This window comes from Arthrobacter crystallopoietes BAB-32 (assembly GCF_000328305.2).
Classification (GTDB): Bacteria; Actinomycetota; Actinomycetes; order Actinomycetales; family Micrococcaceae; genus Crystallibacter; species Crystallibacter crystallopoietes_A.
Genome location: NZ_ANPE02000105.1, coordinates 15,022 through 33,649 on the forward strand (window position 1 = coordinate 15,022; position 18,628 = coordinate 33,649).

Genomic DNA, 18,628 nt, shown 5'->3' on the forward strand with positions numbered 1-18,628 from the left:
CGCCAGTGAACGAGCTATCGGTCGCGTTCGTTGTCCTCATGGCAGTGTTCGTGCTGCTCATCCTGGCGCTGCTGGCCTTTGGGATGCGCCGCTACCAACTGCGGCGCGCCTTGGGAACATTCGACGCCTCCATTTGCCTGCTGCCCGGCAGCTGGCAAATGGGGGTTTGTCGTTATGCGGACCAGCACCTGGAATGGCTTAGGCTGTTTTCGCTGAGCCCGCGTCCACGATACAAGTTCAGGCGCAGCGCCTTGGAGCTCAAAGGCTGGCGCCAGCCCACTGAGGAAGAACGGCCGAAGATCCAACCGGGTGCGATCGTGGTGATACTCAAGCATGAAGAGCAGGAGCTGTTGCTGGCGATGAACTTCGACGTGTACGCCGGCCTGTCTTCCTGGCTGGAGGCCGGCCCGGTGATCGGCATCGGAACCTGGCGGTGACCCGGCACCAGCCATACCCTGCGGCTCCCCATGGGGGCCGCTTTTGTTTAATAACCGGAAGCGCTGATTAGGATGGACAGAATGGAAGACGTCATCGTGGTCACCGGGCCGAGCACTCTGTCCGGACAGGTGCATGTAGCCGGGGCGAAGAACAGCGTCCTGAAACTGATGGCGGCCGTGCTCCTGGCTGAGGGACAGTCCACCATCACGAATGTCCCGAATATCCAGGACGTCTGGATCATGGCCGAACTGCTGCGCAGGCTCGGCTGCGGCGTGGAGTACGACGTCGGAGAGGCGGCGGTGCATATCGACGTCCCCGCCGAACCTGCTCACCAGGCGGACTATGATCTGGTGCGCGCCATGCGTGCCTCCATTTCCGTTCTGGGACCGCTGGTGGCGCGTTGCCGCCAGGCCGAAGTCGCGTTGCCCGGAGGCGACGCCATCGGTTCCCGTGGGCTGGATATGCACCGTGGCGGGCTGGAGCACATGGGTGCGCAGATCGTCATCGACCACGGCTACCTGGTGGCCAAGGCACCGGACGGGTTGAAGGCAGCCCACCACCGATTGGCTTTCCCCTCCGTAGGCGCGACCGAAAACCTCATGATGGCGGCAACGCTCGCCGACGGCGTCACAACGATCGACAATGCCGCACGCGAACCCGAGATCTCGGACATCGCCCAGATGCTCGTGTCGATGGGCGCGCGCATCGAAGGCATCGGATCGCCCACCTTGGTGATTACCGGCGTCGAACGCCTGCACCCTGTGACCCACCGGACAGTACCGGACCGGATTGTGGCCGGTACGTGGGCCTTTGCCGCCGCAGTCACCGGCGGCCGGATCGATATTTGCAAGGCCGACCCCTCGCACCTCGGCGTTGTGCTGGACAAGCTGGAGCAGGCTGGCTGTACGGTGACTCCGCGGGAGGACGGTTTCGTTGTGGAAGGATCGGGACGCCCGGCGCCGATCAACGTGTCCACGTTGCCATACCCTGGGTTCCCCACGGATCTGCAGCCTTTCGTGGTCGCGCTCAACGCAGTCGCTGACGGGAACGGAATGGTCACGGAGAACGTCTTCGAGGCACGTTGGGGCTTCACGAATGAGCTTGCGCGTTTGGGTGCCATTGTCCGGCTCGACGGCCACCACGCCCTGATCAAAGGTGTCCCGGAGCTCTCCGGCGCGCCAGTCGAGGCCAACGACATCCGTGCCGGAGCGGCGCTCGTTATCGCCGGCCTCGTGGCAGACGGGGTCACCGAAGTCAGGGGAGTGGGCCATATTGACCGCGGATACGAAGACTTCGATGCGAAGCTCCGATCGCTGGGGGCAACCGTCGAACGGCGGGGCCAAGCGCCGGATCCGCTGGCCCAGGCCGGGTTGCTCCGTTAACTGAGGCAGCCTCCCGGTGCGCCGGGAGGCTGCCTGCTGGCCGGCTGAGCGCCGGAAGCTATTGCGGGACTAGATGACGGTCACGCCCGTGGCCTGGGGGCCCTTGGCGCCCTGGCCGATTTCGAAGCTCACGCGCTGGTTCTCGTCCAGGGTCTTGAATCCACCGGTCTGGATCTCAGAGTAGTGAACGAAAACATCGCCCTCGGAATCATCCGGAGTGATGAAGCCGAAGCCCTTTTCAGCGTTGAACCACTTGACGGTCCCCTGTGCCATGTATTTCTCCTCATAACGGTACTTCTCAGACCGGCACACCTTATACCGGTCCTGGTTACTCCACGGAAGACCTCAGGATCCGGCAGGCTGCCGAAGCGTTTGAGGAGCTTCACGCTCGCAACAATGTCTTGCGAGCATGAAAAACTCACCTACACAAAGACTGCTCTAAGCATCACATAGGCGTATGGGCAGGTCAACGGTCATTTGCGTCATTCAACCTATTGTTAAGCGAAAGTTCGCTGCCCGGGACTGGGGGCTAGAAAAGCCTGGATTCCCGGTCGTCGATTCCCCGCATGGCGTCGTAGTCCAGTGTCAGGCAATCGATGCCGCGGTCCTCTGCCAGCACGCGGGCCTGGGGCTTGATCTGCTGCGCGGCAAACACGCCCTTGACCGGGGCCAGCAGGGGGTCGCGGTTGAGCAGTTCGAGGTAGCGCGTCAGCTGCTCGACACCGTCGATGTCCCCGCGGCGCTTGAGTTCGACGGCGACGGTGCCCCCATCGGCATCGCGGGCCAGGATGTCCACCGGCCCGATGGCAGTCATGTACTCGCGACGGACGAGGGTATAGCCATCGCCCAAGGTGTGGATCTGTTCGGCGAGCAGGCGCTGCAGGTCGGCTTCCACGCCGTCCTTGACCAAGCCGGGATCCACACCCAGCTCATGGCTGAATTCATGCAGCTGCTCATGGATGCTGATCACCAGGCGGTCGTCGCTTTTGGCATGCTGGACATTCCAGACCTCGGTGACGCCCTCGGGATGTTCGCCGTCGACCGGATCGCTCACCCGTAGCGTGGCAGGCGGGCTCATCCAGTTGAGCGGCTTGTAGGAGCCGCCATCGGAATGGATCAGGACCGATCCGTCGGCCTTAACCATCAGCAGCCGCGTGGCCAACGGCAGGTGGGCGCGGAGCCGGCCGATGTAGTCAACAGAGCAACGGGCAATAACGAGACGCACAGTAGGCCACCTTACCGCCAGTTTGGCCGCTCCCGTGGAGGCGGGCAGAATGGGCCTATGCCCCGCTCCAACCGACCGCGCCGCCGTTCAGGCCAGGCTTCGGGCAAGTGGAACCGCGGCGCGGAGCTTGATCTGGAGCGTGCCAGGTTCGGCATTCCGGAGCGCCAGAGTGCACCCGACGGCGAGTGGAACGTGAGGCGGATCACCCAGAGGAACGCCGTGAAGGATTACATCTGTCCGGGCTGCGGACTCATCATTGCTCCCGGCGTAGAGCATGTAGTGGCGTGGCGGGAGGACTCGCTGTTCGGCGCCGACGCCGCGCTGTCCGAACGGCGGCACTGGCACCACCACTGCTGGAAAACCCGCAGCTTCCGCTACCGCCGGTAGGTATCAGTTCCGGTCCTGCCTGACGATCACGACTTCCTTCAGCAGCAGCATGACTGCGGCGGCCGCGGGGATGGCCATGAGCGCGCCCAGGACGCCCATGAGCGAACCGCCGGCGATCACCGCGATGACTGCCACAGCACCCGGCACTGCCACGGCGCGCTGCATGATGCGCGGAGAGACGAAGTAGGCTTCGAACTGCAGGTAGGCGAAATAGATGATGGCGAACAGTGCCGCAGTCTGCCAGCCGACCGTCAGGGCGACCAGCGAAACCATGATTCCGGCAATCATGCCGCCCACCAGCGGAATGAAGGCCAGCAGTGCGACGAGGAACGCCAGCAGCACGCTGAAAGGCACGCCCGCGATGCTCATCGCAATGAACGCGACCGTCGCGTTGATCAGCGCAACGCAGGCCTGGCCGATAACGTAGCTTCCCACGCTGCCGGTGATTTCTTCGGCCAGCGCCTGCACCCGCTGGCGTTTGGACTTCGGGGCCAAGCGGTACGCCCAGATCTTCAGCGCCGGCAGCGAGGCCAGGAAATACAAGGTCAGAACCAGCACGATCAGGGCGCCGAAGGCTCCTTGGAGAACGGCGCTGCCGACCCCCAGCACCCCGCCGAAAATGCCGGTGATGGCTTCGGAATTGTCGAAGAACTTTGCAACCTCGTCCTCCACCCGCGTGCGGACCTGGAACTGCTGGTCGATGGATTGGAAGAGCTGCGAGTTGAGGAATTCGTCGGCGTACCGCGGTCCGTTGGCCACGATTTGAGTGGTCTGGTTGACAATAGTCGGGATCAGCGTCGAGAAGAATGCGGCCAGCAAGCCCGCCAAGGCAAGGACGACGGCGACAACGCCTGCCGGCCGCGGCAGGCCTTTGCTTTCCAGCCAGCGGACGACGGGATCCAAGCCCAGCGCGATGAACAAGGCTGCGGCGATCCAGCCCAGGAGCTGTCCGACATTGGTCAGGACGAAATACAGCAGCAGGGCCAGACCCACGCCCACCGTGGCCATGAAACCGAAGTGGATTGGGTGGTGCACGGCGCCCTGGCTGGCCACAGCTGCGGCGACCGCCTCCTCGTCCACCGGCGCCTGGGTCTCGGGCGGCATCTCGAAGCGCACTCGCGGCTGGGCACGGGGAATGGATGCCCCCAGCCGCCCAAGTGCGTGCAGGACGGACCTTCGTCGCGCCGGCGCCGGAAGGGGAGTCCCGCCTTCTGGTGCTGCGGGGTCGCCCGTGGCCTGCTGTGCGGCAGGCTGGTCCTCATGCTCGGTCACGCGAATTGCCCTGTTCCGTCAGCCCGCAGCGGCGGGAGAAGTGTGTGCGAACGATTATCCAAGCTGTCCCTTGTGGGTTGGCAGCGGGGGACAGCCGACAACGCACTCTAACAGGCAATTCGTTACCATAGGGTTATAAACACTGACCCCTGGTCCGCAGCGGCCAGCCGGCGTGCGGCATGCTCCGCGTCAGAGCCGGCGGTCAGGTCCGCTTTCCCGCGACAAATGATAGGTATTCTTGTGCGTTTGAAGACTGCAGTCGCTCTGATCGCAGCCGGTCTGGTGGCCATCCTGCTGGGCATCGGGTTCCGCACCGTCTGGGCTCCGCCCGAGACGCTGTCCGCCAGCTATTCGGCAGGGGAGTCGACGGCGCCGGTCACCGTGATCGAGCCCGCTGTCTTCGGCGTCCATGACGAGCGTGTGGACATCTCTGTAGAGGCCGACGGCGAATTCCTTCTGGCCGTGGGCCGTGCCGGAGACGTCGAGGCATGGGTTGGGGAGGCCGCCCACACCGCGATCAGCGCCGTGGATGGCGGCCAGCTTCAGGCCGAAATCGTCGAAGGCGAGGCCGAAGTGCCGAACCCGGCAGGTTCGGATCTGTGGGTCAGCGAGGAAACTGCCAATGGCAGCACCGAGCACCGCTGGATCGAGCCGGCCGAGGGCGAGTGGTCCATCCTGCTGGCGGCCGACGGCAAGCAGCCTGCACCGGCAACGGTCACCGTCAGCTGGCCCAATGACAGCAGCACCCCTTGGAGCATGGTCCTCTTCATTATCGGCGCTTTGCTGGCCGTGCTGGGCCTGGCCCTGGCTGTGCTCGCCCGGCGTGGCGGTTCCGATGCCGGAGGCCCGGACGCGGGCAGCCGAATCGGCCATCCGGAAGCCGCCGTCGCCGGTGCCTCCGCTGGCTCAGCCGCGGGGCAGCGGGTGCGTGGACGCGCTGAAACCGTAGCTGGCAGGCTCGTCAAGCCGGTGTTCGCTGTCGCCGCAGCCGGCGCACTGGCGGCAACGGTCCTGCAGCCGGCCCGGGCAGCCGAATCCTCCGCAGCCTCAAGTGAAGCAGGTACTGCGTATCCGGTGCTGCTGGATGGCCAGCTGAACCGGATCCTGGACTCCGTAGCCGCCGCGGTGGCCGCCGGGGACTCTGCCCAGGATGCCAAGGAGCTAACCTCCCGAGTGGGCGGATCCGCGCTCACCCTCCGCGAAGCCAACTACGCGGTGCGTGCAGAAAACAGCGACGTAGCAGCGCCCGCCCCTGTGGCCGCCGAGCCGCTGCGCACCGCCATGGTGAGCACCACGGCCTCCTGGCCCCGCACCGCCGTCGCTGTTACCCAGGGCAAGGACAACCAGGTGCCGCAAGTGATCGTGCTCTCGCAGGGCGGTCCCCGGGAGAACTACAAGATGGTGGAAGCCGTGCAGATGCTGCCCGGCACGACCTTCCCGCAGGTCGCCAGCGAAGCCGGCGGGACGGCCGCCGTCGCCCCGGACGCCGCGGACGGCCTGCTGCATGCGCCCAAGGATGCCCTCGAACTGCTGGCCGCCAACCTCAATGGCGGCAAGAACGCCGACAAGGTGGCCAAGAACACCTTCACTGACCAGATCCGTTCCTTCCAGGACGCCCAGGTCAAGGCCAACGAGAATGCCGACATCACCTTCAGCCGCAAGGTGGCACCGGACTCGGTGCGCGCCTTGAAGACTGCCGACGGCGGTGCGATGGTTTTCGGCTACATCAGCAATGTGATGAGCAGTGTCCCGGCTGAACCCGGCGCTACCGTCGAACTGTCGGACGAGTTCGCCACGTTGGCCGGAGAGCGTTCCACGACCTCTGGCGTAGACGTCACCTATGGTGAGTCGGTGGCGGTCTACGTTCCCCCGACGGGCGCCAAGGAACCGGTCAGCGTGATCGGCGTGGCACAGGACCTTGTCGACGCCAAAATCAAGTAGCGGCGGCGCTCTCGGCGGATTCCGCCCGCTGCCCGGGATCGTACTAGGGTGATGTTCATGACCACACCAGCTGCAGGGCGCGGCCCTGCGCCAGCTTCTGTCAACCTCCGCGGAGCCGTGGACCTGTCAGCGCTCAAGCGGCCTCAGCCACCCGCGGGTGTTCCCGCCGGCGGCTCCGGCCAGGCCGGGCCGGGCCAGCCGGCAGGCGAAGCGGCTGGGGAACGCCCGGCCTACATCGTGGACATCAACCAGGAGAGCTTCCCGTCCCTGGTCCAGCTGTCGGCACAGGTCCCGGTGATCGTGGAGCTCACTGCCTCCTACAGCGATCTGGCCAAGCAGCTGTCGGCCGCCATGGACAAGGTGGCTGCCGAGTATGCAGGCCGGTTCGTGCTCGGCCGGGTGGACGTTGATGCGAATCCGCAGATCGGCCAGGCCTTCCAGCTGCAGAGCGTTCCTGCCGCGGTGGCGCTGCTCAAGGGACAGCCGATCCCACTCTTCCAGGGAGTCGCCAGCGAGGAGGAACTGCGTTCCTTCGTCACCGAACTGCTCAAGGTGGCGGAGGCCAACGGAGTCACCGGCACCGCGCCGTCCGGCTCAGGCGGACCGCAGGAGGAGCCGCCGCTGCCGCCGTTGCACCAGGAGGCGTTCGACGCCATCGAAGCCGGGGACTACGCCGCTGCAGCCGCGGCCTACCGGAAGGCCCTGGCCGAGAGTCCGGCGGATAACGAGGCACGCAGCGGTCTGGCCCAGGTGGAACTGATGCAGCGGCTGGAAGGGGCGGATCCCAACGCCGTGCGCGAAGCCGCCGCTGCCAGTTCCGACGACCTGGAGGCCCAGCTCGCCGTTGCCGACCTGGACGTCTCCGGCGGCCATGTCGAGGACGCCTTCGCGCGCCTGGTGAAATTCGTCAGCCTGCACGCCGGGGACGAGCGCGAAGCAGCACGCGCGCGGCTGGTGGAACTCTTCGAGGTGGTCGGTGCCGCCGACCCCCGCGTCTCGAAGGCACGGCAGGCCCTGGCGAGAGCCCTGTTCTAAGGGCCTCACGAGGGGATTTAGTCCTTGCGGATGATGCCTCCGCCGCCGGCCCGTTGTTACGTTGGGCTCTATGACATCCCCCGACTTTGTGCCGCCTGCCGGTTCGACACCGCACGACCCCGTGCCCGAAGGCACCGGACCGGAACTGCCTGAGCACCCGCAGCCCGAAGCTCCTGCCTTGGCCGTGCGCGGCCTGGCCAAACGGTTCGGCGAGAAGGTCGCGGTCAACGGGGTCAACCTGGATGTGCCGGCAGGCTCCTTCTACGGCCTCGTCGGCCCCAATGGTGCCGGCAAGACGACCACGCTATCGATGGCCACCGGACTGCTGCGTCCCGACTACGGCCAGGTCCGGGTGCACGGAACCGAAGTCTGGACGCACCCGCTGGAAGCCAAGAAGCTGATGGGTGTGCTGCCCGACGGGGTGCGGCTCTTCGACCGGCTCACCGGCGAGCAGCTGGTGAGCTATGCCGGGCTGCTGCGCGGCATGGACCGCGAAACCGTTGCCTCCCGGGTGGCGGACCTGCTGCGCGCCCTCGACCTGGCCAACGACGCCGGTACCCTCGTGGTCGACTACTCGGCGGGCATGACCAAGAAGATTGCGCTGGCCTCCGCCCTCATCCATGCGCCGAAGCTGCTGGTGCTTGACGAGCCGTTCGAAGCCGTCGATCCCGTCTCTGCCGCGAACATCCGGGACATCCTGCACGACTATGTCGCCTCCGGCGGAACCGTCATCGTCTCCAGCCATGTGATGGATTTGGTGCAACGGATGTGCGACCACGTTGCCGTGATCGCCAACGGCAACGTGCTGGCGGCCGGGACCGTCGAGGAGGTACGCGACGGGGCGAGCCTCGAAGACCGCTTTGTCCAGCTGGTTGGGGGCCGGAGCCAGTCGGAGGGGCTGTCGTGGTTGCGCACCTCGTAAGGCTTAAACTGACGCTGCTGCGCAACGGTTTCAAGCGCAGCCCCTGGCCGCTCGTGGGCGTGATCCTCGGCGGACTCTACGCCCTCGGCGTCCTCGGCATGCTCCTTGTCGGACTGGTCTTCCTCGGCAGCGGCGAGCCCGATATCGCGCGTACCGCGATCATCCTCGCCGGCGCGGCTGTGTTCCTGGGCTGGGCGCTGATACCGCTGGTCGCTACCGGGGTGGATATGACTCTGGACCCCGCGCGCTTTGTCACCTTCGCCGTGCCGATGCCGCACCTGCTGGCCGGGTTGGCCGTGGGAGGCCTCGTGGGGATTCCCGGGGCTATGACCCTGTTGGCGTCGCTGGGGCAAGCCGCGGCCTGGTGGCAGCATCCGGCGGCGATGATCGCGGCTGTGCCGTGCGCCGCCGTCGCTGCCCTCACCGCGGTAGTGCTGTCCCGCCTGACAACGTCCGCGTCCACGACGCTGGCGAGTTCGCGCCGGTTCAAGGACCTGAGCGGCGTGATTGGCATTATCCCGCTGATGCTGCTCGGTCCGATCATCGCGGGGATTACTGAAGGTCTCGGCAACTCGCGGGATTTCCTTCCGTCGCTGGCCGAAACGCTGGCTTGGAAGCCGCTGGGCAGCATCTGGGCTGTTCCGGGCGATATCGCCTTGGGCGATTGGGGCGTTGCCGCCGCCCGGTTCGGCATCGGCCTGGTTTTCCTGGGCCTGGTCGCTTGGCTGTGGAAGTTGAGCCTGGCGCGTGCCCTGGTCACGCCGCCCTACAACGCAGTGGCGCGCAAGGGCGCCGGCAAGCTGGGCTGGTTTTCCCGCTTCCCGGCCACCCCGACCGGTGCGGTGGCGGCCCGGGCGCTGACCTACTGGTTTAAGGATCCGCGCTATGGCGCTTCCCTCATCTCGGTTCCGCTGATCCCGGTCGTGATGGTCTTCGCGTTGTCGCAGAGCGGGGACTTCTCCTTCATGCTGTGGCTCGGACCGATCATGGCGTTCCTCCTCTCGTTCGGAATCTCGGCCGACATCTCCTACGACAACACCGCCTTTGCCCTCCACATCACCACGGGCGTCAGCGGGATGGCCGACCGCGCCGGTCGGGTCTTTGCCTGTGCAGTCTTCGCGCTCTCGGTCACCCTGGTGTTCGCCGTCGCGCCGTTCTTCTTCCTTGGGCCGTGGCATCTGCTGCCGGCCACGCTCGGGCTCTCGCTCGGCGTACTGTTGAGCGGGTTCGGGCTCTCCAGCGTGGTGTCGGCACGCTACACCTACAACGTGCCGCTGCCGGGGGAGAGCCCCTTCAAGACGCCGCCGGGTTCGACAGCGCGGATGATGATCGTGCAGATGCTCGGTATGGGGGTGCTGGTGCTGCTGGCTCTGCCGGAAGCGGCGTTGGCGCTGGCGGCCGTGCTCACCGGCGCTCCGCTGTGGAGCTGGCTCACGCTGGTCGTCGGCCTGGTTCTTGGGACGGTCCTGCTGGTGGCGGGCCTACGCATCGGCGGCAAGTGGTACGACCGCCGGGCTCCCGAGCTGCTCCAGGCTGTTGCGGTCAACAAGTGAGCCGTCCCGGGGCCCCGAGCCGCTAAGATGGTTCCATGACTTTGCCCCCTGATCCTTTCGAGAACGACCCGTATCGCCAGCCGCAGGGGCCCGGCGGTTCGACCGCGACGATCGAGCGCGAAGAGCAGCGCGAGGAGCTCGAGCCGGGGGACCGGGAGCGCTTTGCCCACTACGTGCGCAAGGAAAAGATCATGGAGTCCGCCCTGACCGGGGAACCCGTGATCGCCCTGTGCGGCAAGGTCTGGGTTCCCGGACGGGACCCGAACAAGTTCCCGGTCTGCCCGGAGTGCAAGGAGATCTACGAGGGTCTCCGCCCGGGCAATGATGGCTCCGGCAAGGACAAGTAGCGTTTGACCCTCCGGCCAGCCGGCTGCAACCGGCTGGCCGCGGCTTTGGCATGCCCGAATGCCTCAAACGATCAACCGAATCGCACCGCAAGGAGCTTCCGCCCAGATGAGCCAAGAGACACTATTCGGCTCCGGCCCGGCACTGCCTCCGGCCTACCCGGAACGCGCGGCGTGGGGCACCGCCCCCAAGCTGCGCCAGTGGCAGGCTGAGGCGCTGGACAAATACTTTACGCTCGCGCCCCAGGACTTCCTCGCCGTCGCTACTCCGGGAGCTGGCAAGACTACTTTCGCGCTCCGGGCGGCCACTGAATTGGTGGACCGTGGAACCGTGAACCGGATCGTCGTCGTCGCGCCTACGGACCACCTCAAGCGCCAGTGGGCGGATGCGGCGGCACGCGTGGGCCTGTCCATCGACCCCAACTTCAAAAACTCCGACGGCCAGCACGGCCGGGACTTCATCGGCGTGGCCGTCACCTATGCACAGGTGGCGATGAAGCCGATGCTGCACCGAGCCAAGACGGAGGCCGCCCGGACCCTGGTGATCCTCGACGAAATCCACCACGGCGGCGACGCCCTCAGTTGGGGCGACGGCATCCGCGAGGCGTTCGAACCGGCCACCCGCCGGCTGGCGCTGACCGGTACGCCGTTCCGCTCGGACACTGCGGCCATCCCGTTCGTCGAGTATGCGGAAGACAAGGACGGCATCCGCCGGTCCCGCGCCGACTACACCTACGGCTACGGCAGTGCCCTTCGCGACCATGTTGTCCGTCCGGTCATCTTCATGGCCTACTCCGGCCAGATGCGCTGGCGGACCAGTGCGGGGGACGAGATGGCTGCCTCGCTGGGTGAAGCCGCCGTGACCAAGGATGTCACTGCCCAGGCCTGGCGTACTGCCCTGAACCCGCAGGGCCAGTGGATACCGGCCGTGCTGGCCGCCGCGGACAAGCGGCTGACCGAGGTGCGGCGTGCAGTGCCTGACGCCGGCGGACTGGTGATCGCCACCGACCACGAGGATGCCCGGGCCTATGCCGGCCAACTCAGCCGCATTACCGGGGAATCGCCGACCGTCATCCTGTCCGACGACGCGGGCGCCTCGGAGAAGATCGAAGAGTTTTCCGCCGGCGACAGCCGCTGGATGGTGGCCGTGCGGATGGTGTCCGAAGGCGTGGACGTGCCGCGCCTTGCCGTCGGTGTGTATGCCACCTCGACTGCCACGCCGCTGTTCTTCGCCCAGGCCGTGGGCCGTTTCGTGCGCGCGCGGAAACGCGGCGAGACGGCGTCGGTCTTCCTGCCCTCGGTGCCCAACCTGATGCAGCTGGCCAACCAGATGGAACTCGAGCGGGACCACGCGCTGGACCGCCCCGAGAAGGACAACGACGACTTCCTTCCGGAAGAAGGCCTGATGGAGGCCGCGAACCGGGAAGAGAAGGCGTCCGACTCGCTGACCAAGGGCAAGTACGAAGCGCTCGAATCGCAGGCCGCGTTCGACAGGGTGCTGTTCGACGGCGGCGAATTCGGCACTGGCGGCGAGATCGGTTCCGACGACGAGCTGGACTTCCTGGGCATCCCGGGCCTGCTGGACGCCGAGCAAGTGGGAGTGCTGCTGCGCCAGCGCCAGCATGAACAGCAGTCCCGCAAGCGCCGCACCAGTGCCGCTGCCGCTGACCCGCAGCCCGCCGTCGTCGACCACCGGCAGCTGACCGAGCTTCGCAACCAGCTGGCCAAGAACGTCTCCGCCTGGTCTGCCCGCTCCGGCATGCCGCACGGCGTAGTGCACTCGGAGCTGCGCCGGATCTGCGGCGGACCGCCCGTAGCGCAGGCCAACGAGGAGCAGCTGAACAAGCGCCTGAAGAAGCTCCAGGACTGGTTCATCGGCCGCAAGTAGTCAGTCCTGGATGACCTCGATCCCGTTGTCTTCCAGTTCTGCGACGGTTTCGGCGACCCGCTGCTCATTGATGCCGGCGGTCAGCGGCAGCAGCACGGCGGTGGTGTAGCCGGCCTGCACCGCGTCGAGAGCCGTGGCCCGGACGCAATAGTCGGTCGCGATGCCGGTAATGACCAGTTCGTCGACGTCGTTCTGGCGCAGCCAGTCGTCGAGGGTGATGACGTCTTCGTCCGAATCCGCGTCCTCGTCCAAGTCTCCGGTGGCAACCTCGTCCTCCGGCGCCAGCACCCCCTCAAAACCGGAATAGGCCGCCTCGAAGGCTCCCTTGCGGAAATAGGCGTCGATCGGCTCGGTGTCCAGGTCAGGATGCAGCTGCGCCCCCTTCGACCCGGCCACGCAGTGCGGGGGCCAGCTGTCGACGAAGTCCGGGGTATCGGAGAAGTGGCTGCCCGGATCGACATGCCAGTCCTGGGTGGCGACCACGAAATCGTAGCCGGCACCGTTTTCCTCCAGATGCTCGCTTAGGTCCGCGGCCACCCGGGCACCGCCATCGACCCCCAGAGCGCCGCCTTCGCAGAAGTCGTTCTGCACATCAACAATGACCAGTGCCCGTGTCATGGCTGCTCCTCGAACTCGGTGGGAATGACTGCCTCGCCGCGCTGCAGCCGGCGGTGGGTGCCGGGCAGTTCCGCCAGCGACAGCCGGTGCCGCTCCGCCGCCCGCTGGACTGCTTCCGCCCCGGTGAACCCGGGCAGCAACTCGCCGTTCTTCACGAACTGCTCCAGCAGCGGCCGGTCGTTGCTGTCCCGCTCCGGCCGGTGCCCGATGCCTACCACTTCCGCAGTGGCCACGCCGTGGTCGTCCAGGCGGCGCAGGGCGTATTTGCGGCCGCCGCGCGACATCTTGTTCTTGGCGGCCTTCGCGACGGAAACCTGCACTCCGTCGTCGTTCTCCCTGCTGACGAGCTTGTATACCATGCTGGCAGTCGGGGCCCCGGAACCGGTGACCAGTTCCGTGCCGACGCCGTAGGAATCCACCGGCGCCGAGGCCAGCGCCGCGATGGCGTACTCATCCAGGTCCGACGTGACGGTGATGTGGGTGTTGTGGTTGCCCAGGTCGTCCAGGAGGCGGCGCACCCACTGCGCCTGGGTGACCAGGTCCCCGGAATCCAGCCGGACTCCACCCAGGTCAGGTCCGGCAAGTTCGACGGCGGTGCGCACCGCAGTCTCGACGTCGTACGTATCCACCAGGAGGGTGGTGCCGTGGCCCAATGATGCCAGTTGCGCAGTGAAGGCGTCCCGCTCGCTGTCGTGCAGCAGCGTGAAGGAGTGTGCTGCCGTGCCGACGGTTTTGATGCCGTAGCGGTAGCCCGCCTCCAGATTCGACGTGCTGGTGAACCCGCCGATGACAGCGGCCCGCGCGGCTGCCACCGCGGATTCTTCCTGTGTGCGGCGCGAGCCCATCTCGATGCAGGGCCGGCTGCCGGCCGCCGTCGTCATCCGCGAGGCCGCGGAGGCAATAGCGCAGTCGTGGTTGAGGATGGAGAGGATGTAGGTCTCCAGGATGCAGGCCTCGGCGAAGCTCGATTCGACGGTCAGGATGGGGGAGTAGGGGAAGTAGGCCTCGCCCTCGGCATAGCCGTAGATCTCGCCGGTGAACCGGAAATCGGCCAGCCAGTCGATGGTCGGAGCGTCCACCACATTGGTCCGGACCAGGAACTCCAGTTGTTCCTCGCTGAACGTGAAGCTGCGGAGGCCTTCGAGGATCCGGCCGGTGCCGGCCACCACGCCGTAGCGTCGTCCGTCCGGCAGCCGCCGGGCGAACGCTTCGAAAACCGAGCGCCGGTGCGCAGCGCCGGAGCGCAGGGCCGCCTGGAGCATGGTCAGCTCGTAGTGGTCGGTGTACAGGGATGTCGCGGGCGGAACCCAGCCTGTTTCGGTACTCACACCTCAAACTCTAATCAAGCAGCCGCGCCTTGAGTACCCGCCGGCCGAACGGGCGGCGGCTGCGGCAGCGGCCTACAATGGAAGCCATGTCATCAACCATTGAGCTGCTTCCAGCGCTGTCCCCGGTGGTGGAGAACACCGTTGTTGACGTCGAGGCCGAAACCGAGCGGTACACCGGCACCAGCGAAAGCACGGCTACGGATGTGCCGTGGGTGGTCTTGGTCTGGAACGACCCGGTCAACCTGATGAGCTACGTCAGCTACGTCTTCCAAAGCTACTTCGGCTACCCCGAAGCCAAGGCCAACACGCTGATGCTGCAGGTGCACCAGCAGGGCAAGTCCGTTGTCTCCAGCGGCACGCGCGAAGAAGCCGAACGGGACACGCAGGCGATGCACTCATTCGGGCTGTGGGCCACCTTCCGGAAAGCGGACCAGGCGTAGGCATGGCGAAGGCTTTCAGGAAGACGCGCAAGGGAATCGCCGGCGAGCTGGAGCGGGCCGAGCGGGACCTGGTCCGCCGGCTGTTCGAAGACGTCATCAGCATGCTCGAACGCACCGCTGCCGCGGACGAAGATCCGCTGGCCGCCTTGGTCGGGCTGGACACCAACGCAGCCAGACCGGAGGACAGCGCGCTGCTGCGGCTGCTTCCGGACGGAGTCAAGGATGACGACGGCGAATCCCTGGAGTTCCGCCGCCTCACCGAACGCTCGCTTCGGGAGGACAAGGTGGCTGCCCTGCGGGCGGGTGCGCTGCTGCTGGAGCAGAACCCGCTGCTGCTGACTCCGGAGCAGGCCCAGCTGTTGGCCCGCGCCATCAACGATGTCCGGCTGGTGCTGGCGGACCGGCTCGATATCGAGACGGACGAGGACGCCCAGGCGCTGCATGAGATCGACGACTGGTCGCAGGCCGAAGACCTGCAGACATACCTGGCCCTGGTCTACAACTTCATGACTTGGCTGCAGGAATCCCTGATGCAGTCGCTTCTGGCCGGCCTGCGGCAGCCGGAGTAGGTCCGGCAGGCCGGGTTCGTGGGTGTGAGATGGCTTACAGGGCAGGGGTCAAAGTTCAACAAAGCCTTGCCCACGGCATATCCTCGATAGACCATGAGCCCGGACATGAGTGCTTCGCCACGAACCAGCCAGCCTTCGGCGCCGATCGGTATTTTCGACTCCGGCGTCGGCGGCCTGACCGTCGCCCGCGCGGTGATCGACCAGCTGCCGCAGGAATCCGTCCTCTACGTCGGCGATACGGCCAACGGCCCCTACGGCCCGCTGCCGATCGCCGAGGTGCGGGCCAACGCCCTCGGCGTGATGGATGAGCTCGTCGACTCGGGCGTCAAGGTACTCGTGATCGCCTGCAACTCCGCCTCGGCCGCAGTGCTGCGAGATGCCCGGGAGCGCTACACCGCGCGGTACGGGATCCCGGTGATCGAGGTCATCCAGCCGGCCGTCCGCCGCGCCGTCGCCTCAACCCGCAGCGGCCGGATCGGCGTGATCGGCACTGCGGCGACGGTCGGATCGCGGGCTTACGAAGATACGTTCGCGGCCGCGCCGCACCTGGAGATCACGTCGGTCGCCTGTCCGCGCTTCGTCGAATACGTCGAAGCCGGTGTGACCGCGGGCGATGAGCTGCTGACCACTGCGGAACGCTACCTTGCCCCCTTGCAGGATGCCGGCGTCGACACCTTGGTCCTGGGCTGCACGCACTACCCGCTGCTCACGGGCGTCATCTCGTACGTCATGGGAGACGATGTCACGCTGGTTTCCAGTGCCGAGGAAACCGCCAAGGACGTCTATCGTGCGCTGGTGGGCAACGGACTGCTCCGCCAGGACGGCTCGGTCCCGCAGCACCACTTCATCGCCACCGGCGACGCTTCCCGGTTCGAGGTGCTGGCCCGCCGTTTCCTAGGGCCTGAAGTCCGCACGGTCGAGCACGTGGACCACGTCTCCGCCCAGTATCCGACCGGTGCCATCGCGCGGATCACGGACGAGATGATCGCGGCCGCACGCCAGGGGTCGCTGGCCGGCGCCGGGAGTGCGGGGGACCAGGCATGAACCTGACTGTCGTGGGATGCACCGGCTCCTTCCCCGGTCCGCTTTCGCCGGCCTCCTGCTATCTGGTTTCGGCTTTCGACGGCGAACGCACGTGGCGGATCCTGCTGGACCTGGGCAACGGCGCCCTCGGAACGGCCCAGCGCTATCTGGATCTGGAGGACATCGACGCGGTCTTCCTCAGCCACCTCCACCCGGACCACTGCATGGATCTGTGCGGCCTGCATGTGGCGGTCCGCTGGCACCCCGACGGCTGGTCCAAGGGCCGGATTCCGGTCTGGGGCCCGGAGGACACCGCGCTGCGGATGGCCACCGCGTACGGCCTGGACCCCGACCCGGGAATGACCGAGGAGTTCGAGTTCCACAGCTGGTCCGCCCGCGAAACGGTCAAGCTCGGACCCTTCAGCATCACTCCCTACCCGGTCCGCCATCCGGTGGACGAGGCGTACGCCATGCGCGTGGAAGCAGTGGAGCCCGGCCCTGACGGTCCGGTGACACGCGTGCTGACCTATTCCGGCGATACCGACAGCTGCCCGGAACTGGTCGAAGCTGCCCGCGGCTCCGACATGTTCCTGTGCGAGGCGGCCTACCACGAGGGCCGTGACGACGCGATCGAGGGCATCCACCTGACCGGCAAGCGCGCCGGGGCGGCCGCGACCGAAGCGGAGGTGCGGCGGCTGCTGCTGACCCACCTGCCGGTGTGGAACGATTCCGTGCGGACGGTCCAGGAAGCCCGCGAAAGCTACTCCGGCGACCTGGCGGTTGCCGTCGCCGGCGTCAGCTACGTCATCTGAACGGGAACGATAAGGTGGAGCCATGACTTCAGTTGAACCCAGCTCTGCCGCGCCCGCCATTGTCCGAGCCGACGGTCGGAGTCCGGACCAGCTGCGCCCGATCAGCATCACCCGCGGCTGGTCCAACCAGGCGGAGGGGTCGGCGCTGATCGAGTTCGGCAACACCCGGGTGCTGTGCACTGCCTCGGTCACCGCCGGCGTTCCGCGCTGGCTCAAGGGGGAGGGCAGGGGCTGGGTCACGGCGGAGTACGCGATGCTGCCGCGGGCCACCAACACCCGGTCGGACCGCGAGTCCGTCAAAGGCAAAATCGGCGGCCGCACCCATGAGATCTCCCGGCTGATCGGCCGGTCCCTGCGCTCGATCATCGACCTGAAGGCGCTGGGCGAGAACACCATCGTGCTGGACTGCGATGTCCTGCAGGCCGACGGCGGAACCCGGACGGCCGCCATTACCGGCGCCTACGTTGCGCTGGCGGACGCCTTGCGGTGGGCGAAGGACAACAAGCTGGTGGCGCGTTCGGCGAGTCCGCTGACCGACACGGTCGCCGCCGTGAGCGTTGGCATTATCGACGGCGCCCCCATGCTGGACCTGCCGTATGTCGAGGATGTCCGCGCGGAGACCGACATGAACGTCGTCGTCACCGGTTCGGGCCAGTTCGTCGAAGTCCAGGGCACGGCGGAAGGGGCGCCGTTCGACCGCGATGAGCTGAACGCACTGCTAGACCTGGCACTGGCGGGCACGGCGCAGCTGGCCCAGATCCAGCGTGACACGCTCGCCGGGACGCTGGCGGAGGTCATCCGTGGCTGAGTCCCCGCGGCTGGTTCTGGCAACCCGCAACCCCGGCAAGCTGAGGGAACTTCGTGAGCTGCTGCGCGGGCAGGTGCCCGGACTGGACGTGGACACGCAGGTCATCGACGCCGCCGCTGCCGGAGCCCCGGATGTGCCCGAGACGGGACTGACCTTTGCGGAGAATTCATTGCTGAAGGCGCGCGCCGTAGCCGCTGCCACCGGCCTGGTTGCCGTGGCGGACGATTCCGGACTGGCGGTGGATGTCCTCGGCGGCGCCCCCGGCATCTTTTCCGCGCGCTGGGCGGGTGCCCATGGCGACGATGCAGCCAACCTGCAGCTCCTGCTCGACCAGCTGTCGGATATTGCGCCGCCGCACCGCGCCGCCGCCTTTGTGTGCGCGGCCAGTGTCGTCTCGGCCGGATTCGAAGCCGTCGAGGAAGGCCGCCTGGCCGGGGTCCTGCTGACCGAGCCGCGGGGCGGCGGCGGGTTCGGTTACGACCCGATCCTCCAGCCCGAGGGGATGGACCGCAGCTGCGCGGAGCTCAGCCCGGAGGAGAAAAACCGGATCAGCCACCGCGGCCAGGCTTTCCGGGCACTGCTGCCGCATCTGGTCAAGGCACTATCCTGACTCTCCTGCCGATCCTCCCGCTGGCTCCCGCGA

Annotated in this window: 20 protein-coding genes; 15 read left to right on the top strand and 5 right to left on the bottom strand. The window is 66.8% G+C overall.

The window, feature by feature from the left end; translation table 11 throughout:
* The first annotated feature begins 5 nt into the window (after window positions 1-5).
* On the top strand, window positions 6-437 hold the full coding sequence (locus D477_RS08070) for a DUF2550 domain-containing protein (protein WP_005268534.1): 432 nt from the start codon (window positions 6-8) through the stop codon (window positions 435-437).
* Window positions 438-518: 81 nt separating this feature from the next.
* Window positions 519-1,820, top strand: a complete 1,302-nt coding sequence (murA, locus tag D477_RS08075) for a UDP-N-acetylglucosamine 1-carboxyvinyltransferase (protein ID WP_005268535.1) — start codon at window positions 519-521, stop codon at window positions 1,818-1,820.
* A 69-nt stretch (window positions 1,821-1,889) separates the two neighbouring features.
* Here murA and D477_RS08080 read toward each other — a convergent pair whose 3' ends face one another.
* Window positions 1,890-2,093: a cold-shock protein gene (locus tag D477_RS08080; protein ID WP_005268536.1), complete on the bottom strand. Its 204-nt coding sequence runs from the start codon at window positions 2,091-2,093 to the stop codon at window positions 1,890-1,892.
* Window positions 2,094-2,349: 256 nt separating this feature from the next.
* Window positions 2,350-3,045: an endonuclease NucS gene (nucS, locus tag D477_RS08085; protein ID WP_005268537.1), complete on the bottom strand. Its 696-nt coding sequence runs from the start codon at window positions 3,043-3,045 to the stop codon at window positions 2,350-2,352.
* A gap of 57 nt (window positions 3,046-3,102) precedes the next feature.
* Here nucS and D477_RS08090 point away from each other — a divergent pair, with 57 nt between their 5' ends.
* Window positions 3,103-3,432 (top strand): hypothetical protein, encoded by a 330-nt coding sequence (locus D477_RS08090; RefSeq protein ID WP_005268538.1) that lies wholly within the window; start codon window positions 3,103-3,105, stop codon window positions 3,430-3,432.
* A gap of 3 nt (window positions 3,433-3,435) precedes the next feature.
* Here the strand turns inward: D477_RS08090 and D477_RS08095 are convergent, their stop codons facing one another.
* Complete coding sequence (locus D477_RS08095; protein WP_424580005.1) at window positions 3,436-4,704, bottom strand: AI-2E family transporter; 1,269 nt, start codon at window positions 4,702-4,704, stop codon at window positions 3,436-3,438.
* Between the two features lie 246 nt (window positions 4,705-4,950).
* Here D477_RS08095 and D477_RS08100 point away from each other — a divergent pair, with 246 nt between their 5' ends.
* The 6 genes from D477_RS08100 (at window position 4,951) to D477_RS08125 (ending at window position 12,387) form a co-directional block, all read left to right on the top strand.
* Complete coding sequence (locus D477_RS08100; RefSeq protein ID WP_005268540.1) at window positions 4,951-6,645, top strand: hypothetical protein; 1,695 nt, start codon at window positions 4,951-4,953, stop codon at window positions 6,643-6,645.
* Window positions 6,646-6,702: 57 nt separating this feature from the next.
* Complete coding sequence (locus D477_RS08105) at window positions 6,703-7,680, top strand: tetratricopeptide repeat protein (protein WP_043846174.1); 978 nt, start codon at window positions 6,703-6,705, stop codon at window positions 7,678-7,680.
* A 70-nt stretch (window positions 7,681-7,750) separates the two neighbouring features.
* Window positions 7,751-8,602 (top strand): ABC transporter ATP-binding protein, encoded by an 852-nt coding sequence (locus tag D477_RS08110; protein ID WP_081608513.1) that lies wholly within the window; start codon window positions 7,751-7,753, stop codon window positions 8,600-8,602.
* On the top strand, window positions 8,584-10,155 hold the full coding sequence (locus D477_RS08115; RefSeq protein ID WP_005268543.1) for a hypothetical protein: 1,572 nt from the start codon (window positions 8,584-8,586) through the stop codon (window positions 10,153-10,155). The genes D477_RS08110 and D477_RS08115 overlap by 19 nt, the downstream gene beginning before the upstream one ends.
* Window positions 10,156-10,190: 35 nt before the next feature.
* Entirely contained in the window at window positions 10,191-10,502 is a 312-nt protein-coding gene (locus D477_RS08120; protein ID WP_005268544.1) for a DUF3039 domain-containing protein, read from the top strand.
* Window positions 10,503-10,608: 106 nt separating this feature from the next.
* A complete protein-coding gene (locus tag D477_RS08125) occupies window positions 10,609-12,387 on the top strand; it encodes a DEAD/DEAH box helicase (RefSeq protein ID WP_005268545.1) in 1,779 nt (592 codons plus the stop codon).
* On the opposite strand, the gene D477_RS08130 is transcribed toward D477_RS08125, so the two are convergent.
* Window positions 12,388-13,005, bottom strand: coding sequence for an isochorismatase family protein (locus D477_RS08130; protein ID WP_005268546.1), 618 nt, complete (start codon window positions 13,003-13,005; stop codon window positions 12,388-12,390).
* Window positions 13,002-14,333 (bottom strand): nicotinate phosphoribosyltransferase, encoded by a 1,332-nt coding sequence (locus tag D477_RS08135; protein WP_005268547.1) that lies wholly within the window; start codon window positions 14,331-14,333, stop codon window positions 13,002-13,004. Before D477_RS08135 ends, D477_RS08130 begins: the two co-directional genes overlap by 4 nt.
* An 86-nt stretch (window positions 14,334-14,419) precedes the next feature.
* Between D477_RS08135 and clpS the strand changes: the two genes are divergently transcribed.
* The 6 genes from clpS to rdgB all read left to right on the top strand — a co-directional run bounded on the left by clpS (window position 14,420) and on the right by rdgB (window position 18,595).
* Entirely contained in the window at window positions 14,420-14,773 is a 354-nt protein-coding gene (gene clpS / locus D477_RS08140) for an ATP-dependent Clp protease adapter ClpS (RefSeq protein WP_005268548.1), read from the top strand.
* Window positions 14,774-14,775: 2 nt separating this feature from the next.
* Window positions 14,776-15,342, top strand: coding sequence for a DUF2017 domain-containing protein (locus tag D477_RS08145; protein WP_005268549.1), 567 nt, complete (start codon window positions 14,776-14,778; stop codon window positions 15,340-15,342).
* Window positions 15,343-15,447: 105 nt separating this feature from the next.
* Complete coding sequence (gene murI, locus D477_RS08150; RefSeq protein ID WP_005268550.1) at window positions 15,448-16,386, top strand: glutamate racemase; 939 nt, start codon at window positions 15,448-15,450, stop codon at window positions 16,384-16,386.
* Window positions 16,383-17,177 carry an MBL fold metallo-hydrolase gene (locus tag D477_RS08155; RefSeq protein ID WP_005268551.1) on the top strand — a complete coding sequence of 265 codons (795 nt, stop codon included), beginning with the start codon at window positions 16,383-16,385 and terminating at the stop codon, window positions 17,175-17,177. The genes murI and D477_RS08155 overlap by 4 nt, the downstream gene beginning before the upstream one ends.
* A gap of 22 nt (window positions 17,178-17,199) precedes the next feature.
* On the top strand, window positions 17,200-17,985 hold the full coding sequence (gene rph / locus D477_RS08160) for a ribonuclease PH (RefSeq protein WP_005268552.1): 786 nt from the start codon (window positions 17,200-17,202) through the stop codon (window positions 17,983-17,985).
* Window positions 17,978-18,595, top strand: coding sequence for an RdgB/HAM1 family non-canonical purine NTP pyrophosphatase (gene rdgB, locus D477_RS08165; protein WP_005268553.1), 618 nt, complete (start codon window positions 17,978-17,980; stop codon window positions 18,593-18,595). Before rph ends, rdgB begins: the two co-directional genes overlap by 8 nt.
* Window positions 18,596-18,628 lie beyond the last annotated feature (33 nt).

Coding starts and splice junctions, on each gene's coding strand:
- murA (WP_005268535.1), top strand. CDS start 519: ATGGAAGACGTCATCGTGGTCACCGGGCCGAGCACTCTGTCCGGACAG.
- D477_RS08080 (WP_005268536.1), bottom strand. CDS start 2,093: ATGGCACAGGGGACCGTCAAGTGGTTCAACGCTGAAAAGGGCTTCGGC.
- D477_RS08090 (WP_005268538.1), top strand. CDS start 3,103: ATGCCCCGCTCCAACCGACCGCGCCGCCGTTCAGGCCAGGCTTCGGGC.
- D477_RS08105 (WP_043846174.1), top strand. CDS start 6,703: ATGACCACACCAGCTGCAGGGCGCGGCCCTGCGCCAGCTTCTGTCAAC.
- D477_RS08110 (WP_081608513.1), top strand. CDS start 7,751: ATGACATCCCCCGACTTTGTGCCGCCTGCCGGTTCGACACCGCACGAC.
- D477_RS08120 (WP_005268544.1), top strand. CDS start 10,191: ATGACTTTGCCCCCTGATCCTTTCGAGAACGACCCGTATCGCCAGCCG.
- D477_RS08125 (WP_005268545.1), top strand. CDS start 10,609: ATGAGCCAAGAGACACTATTCGGCTCCGGCCCGGCACTGCCTCCGGCC.
- D477_RS08130 (WP_005268546.1), bottom strand. CDS start 13,005: ATGACACGGGCACTGGTCATTGTTGATGTGCAGAACGACTTCTGCGAA.
- clpS (WP_005268548.1), top strand. CDS start 14,420: ATGTCATCAACCATTGAGCTGCTTCCAGCGCTGTCCCCGGTGGTGGAG.
- D477_RS08145 (WP_005268549.1), top strand. CDS start 14,776: ATGGCGAAGGCTTTCAGGAAGACGCGCAAGGGAATCGCCGGCGAGCTG.
- murI (WP_005268550.1), top strand. CDS start 15,448: ATGAGTGCTTCGCCACGAACCAGCCAGCCTTCGGCGCCGATCGGTATT.
- D477_RS08155 (WP_005268551.1), top strand. CDS start 16,383: ATGAACCTGACTGTCGTGGGATGCACCGGCTCCTTCCCCGGTCCGCTT.
- rph (WP_005268552.1), top strand. CDS start 17,200: ATGACTTCAGTTGAACCCAGCTCTGCCGCGCCCGCCATTGTCCGAGCC.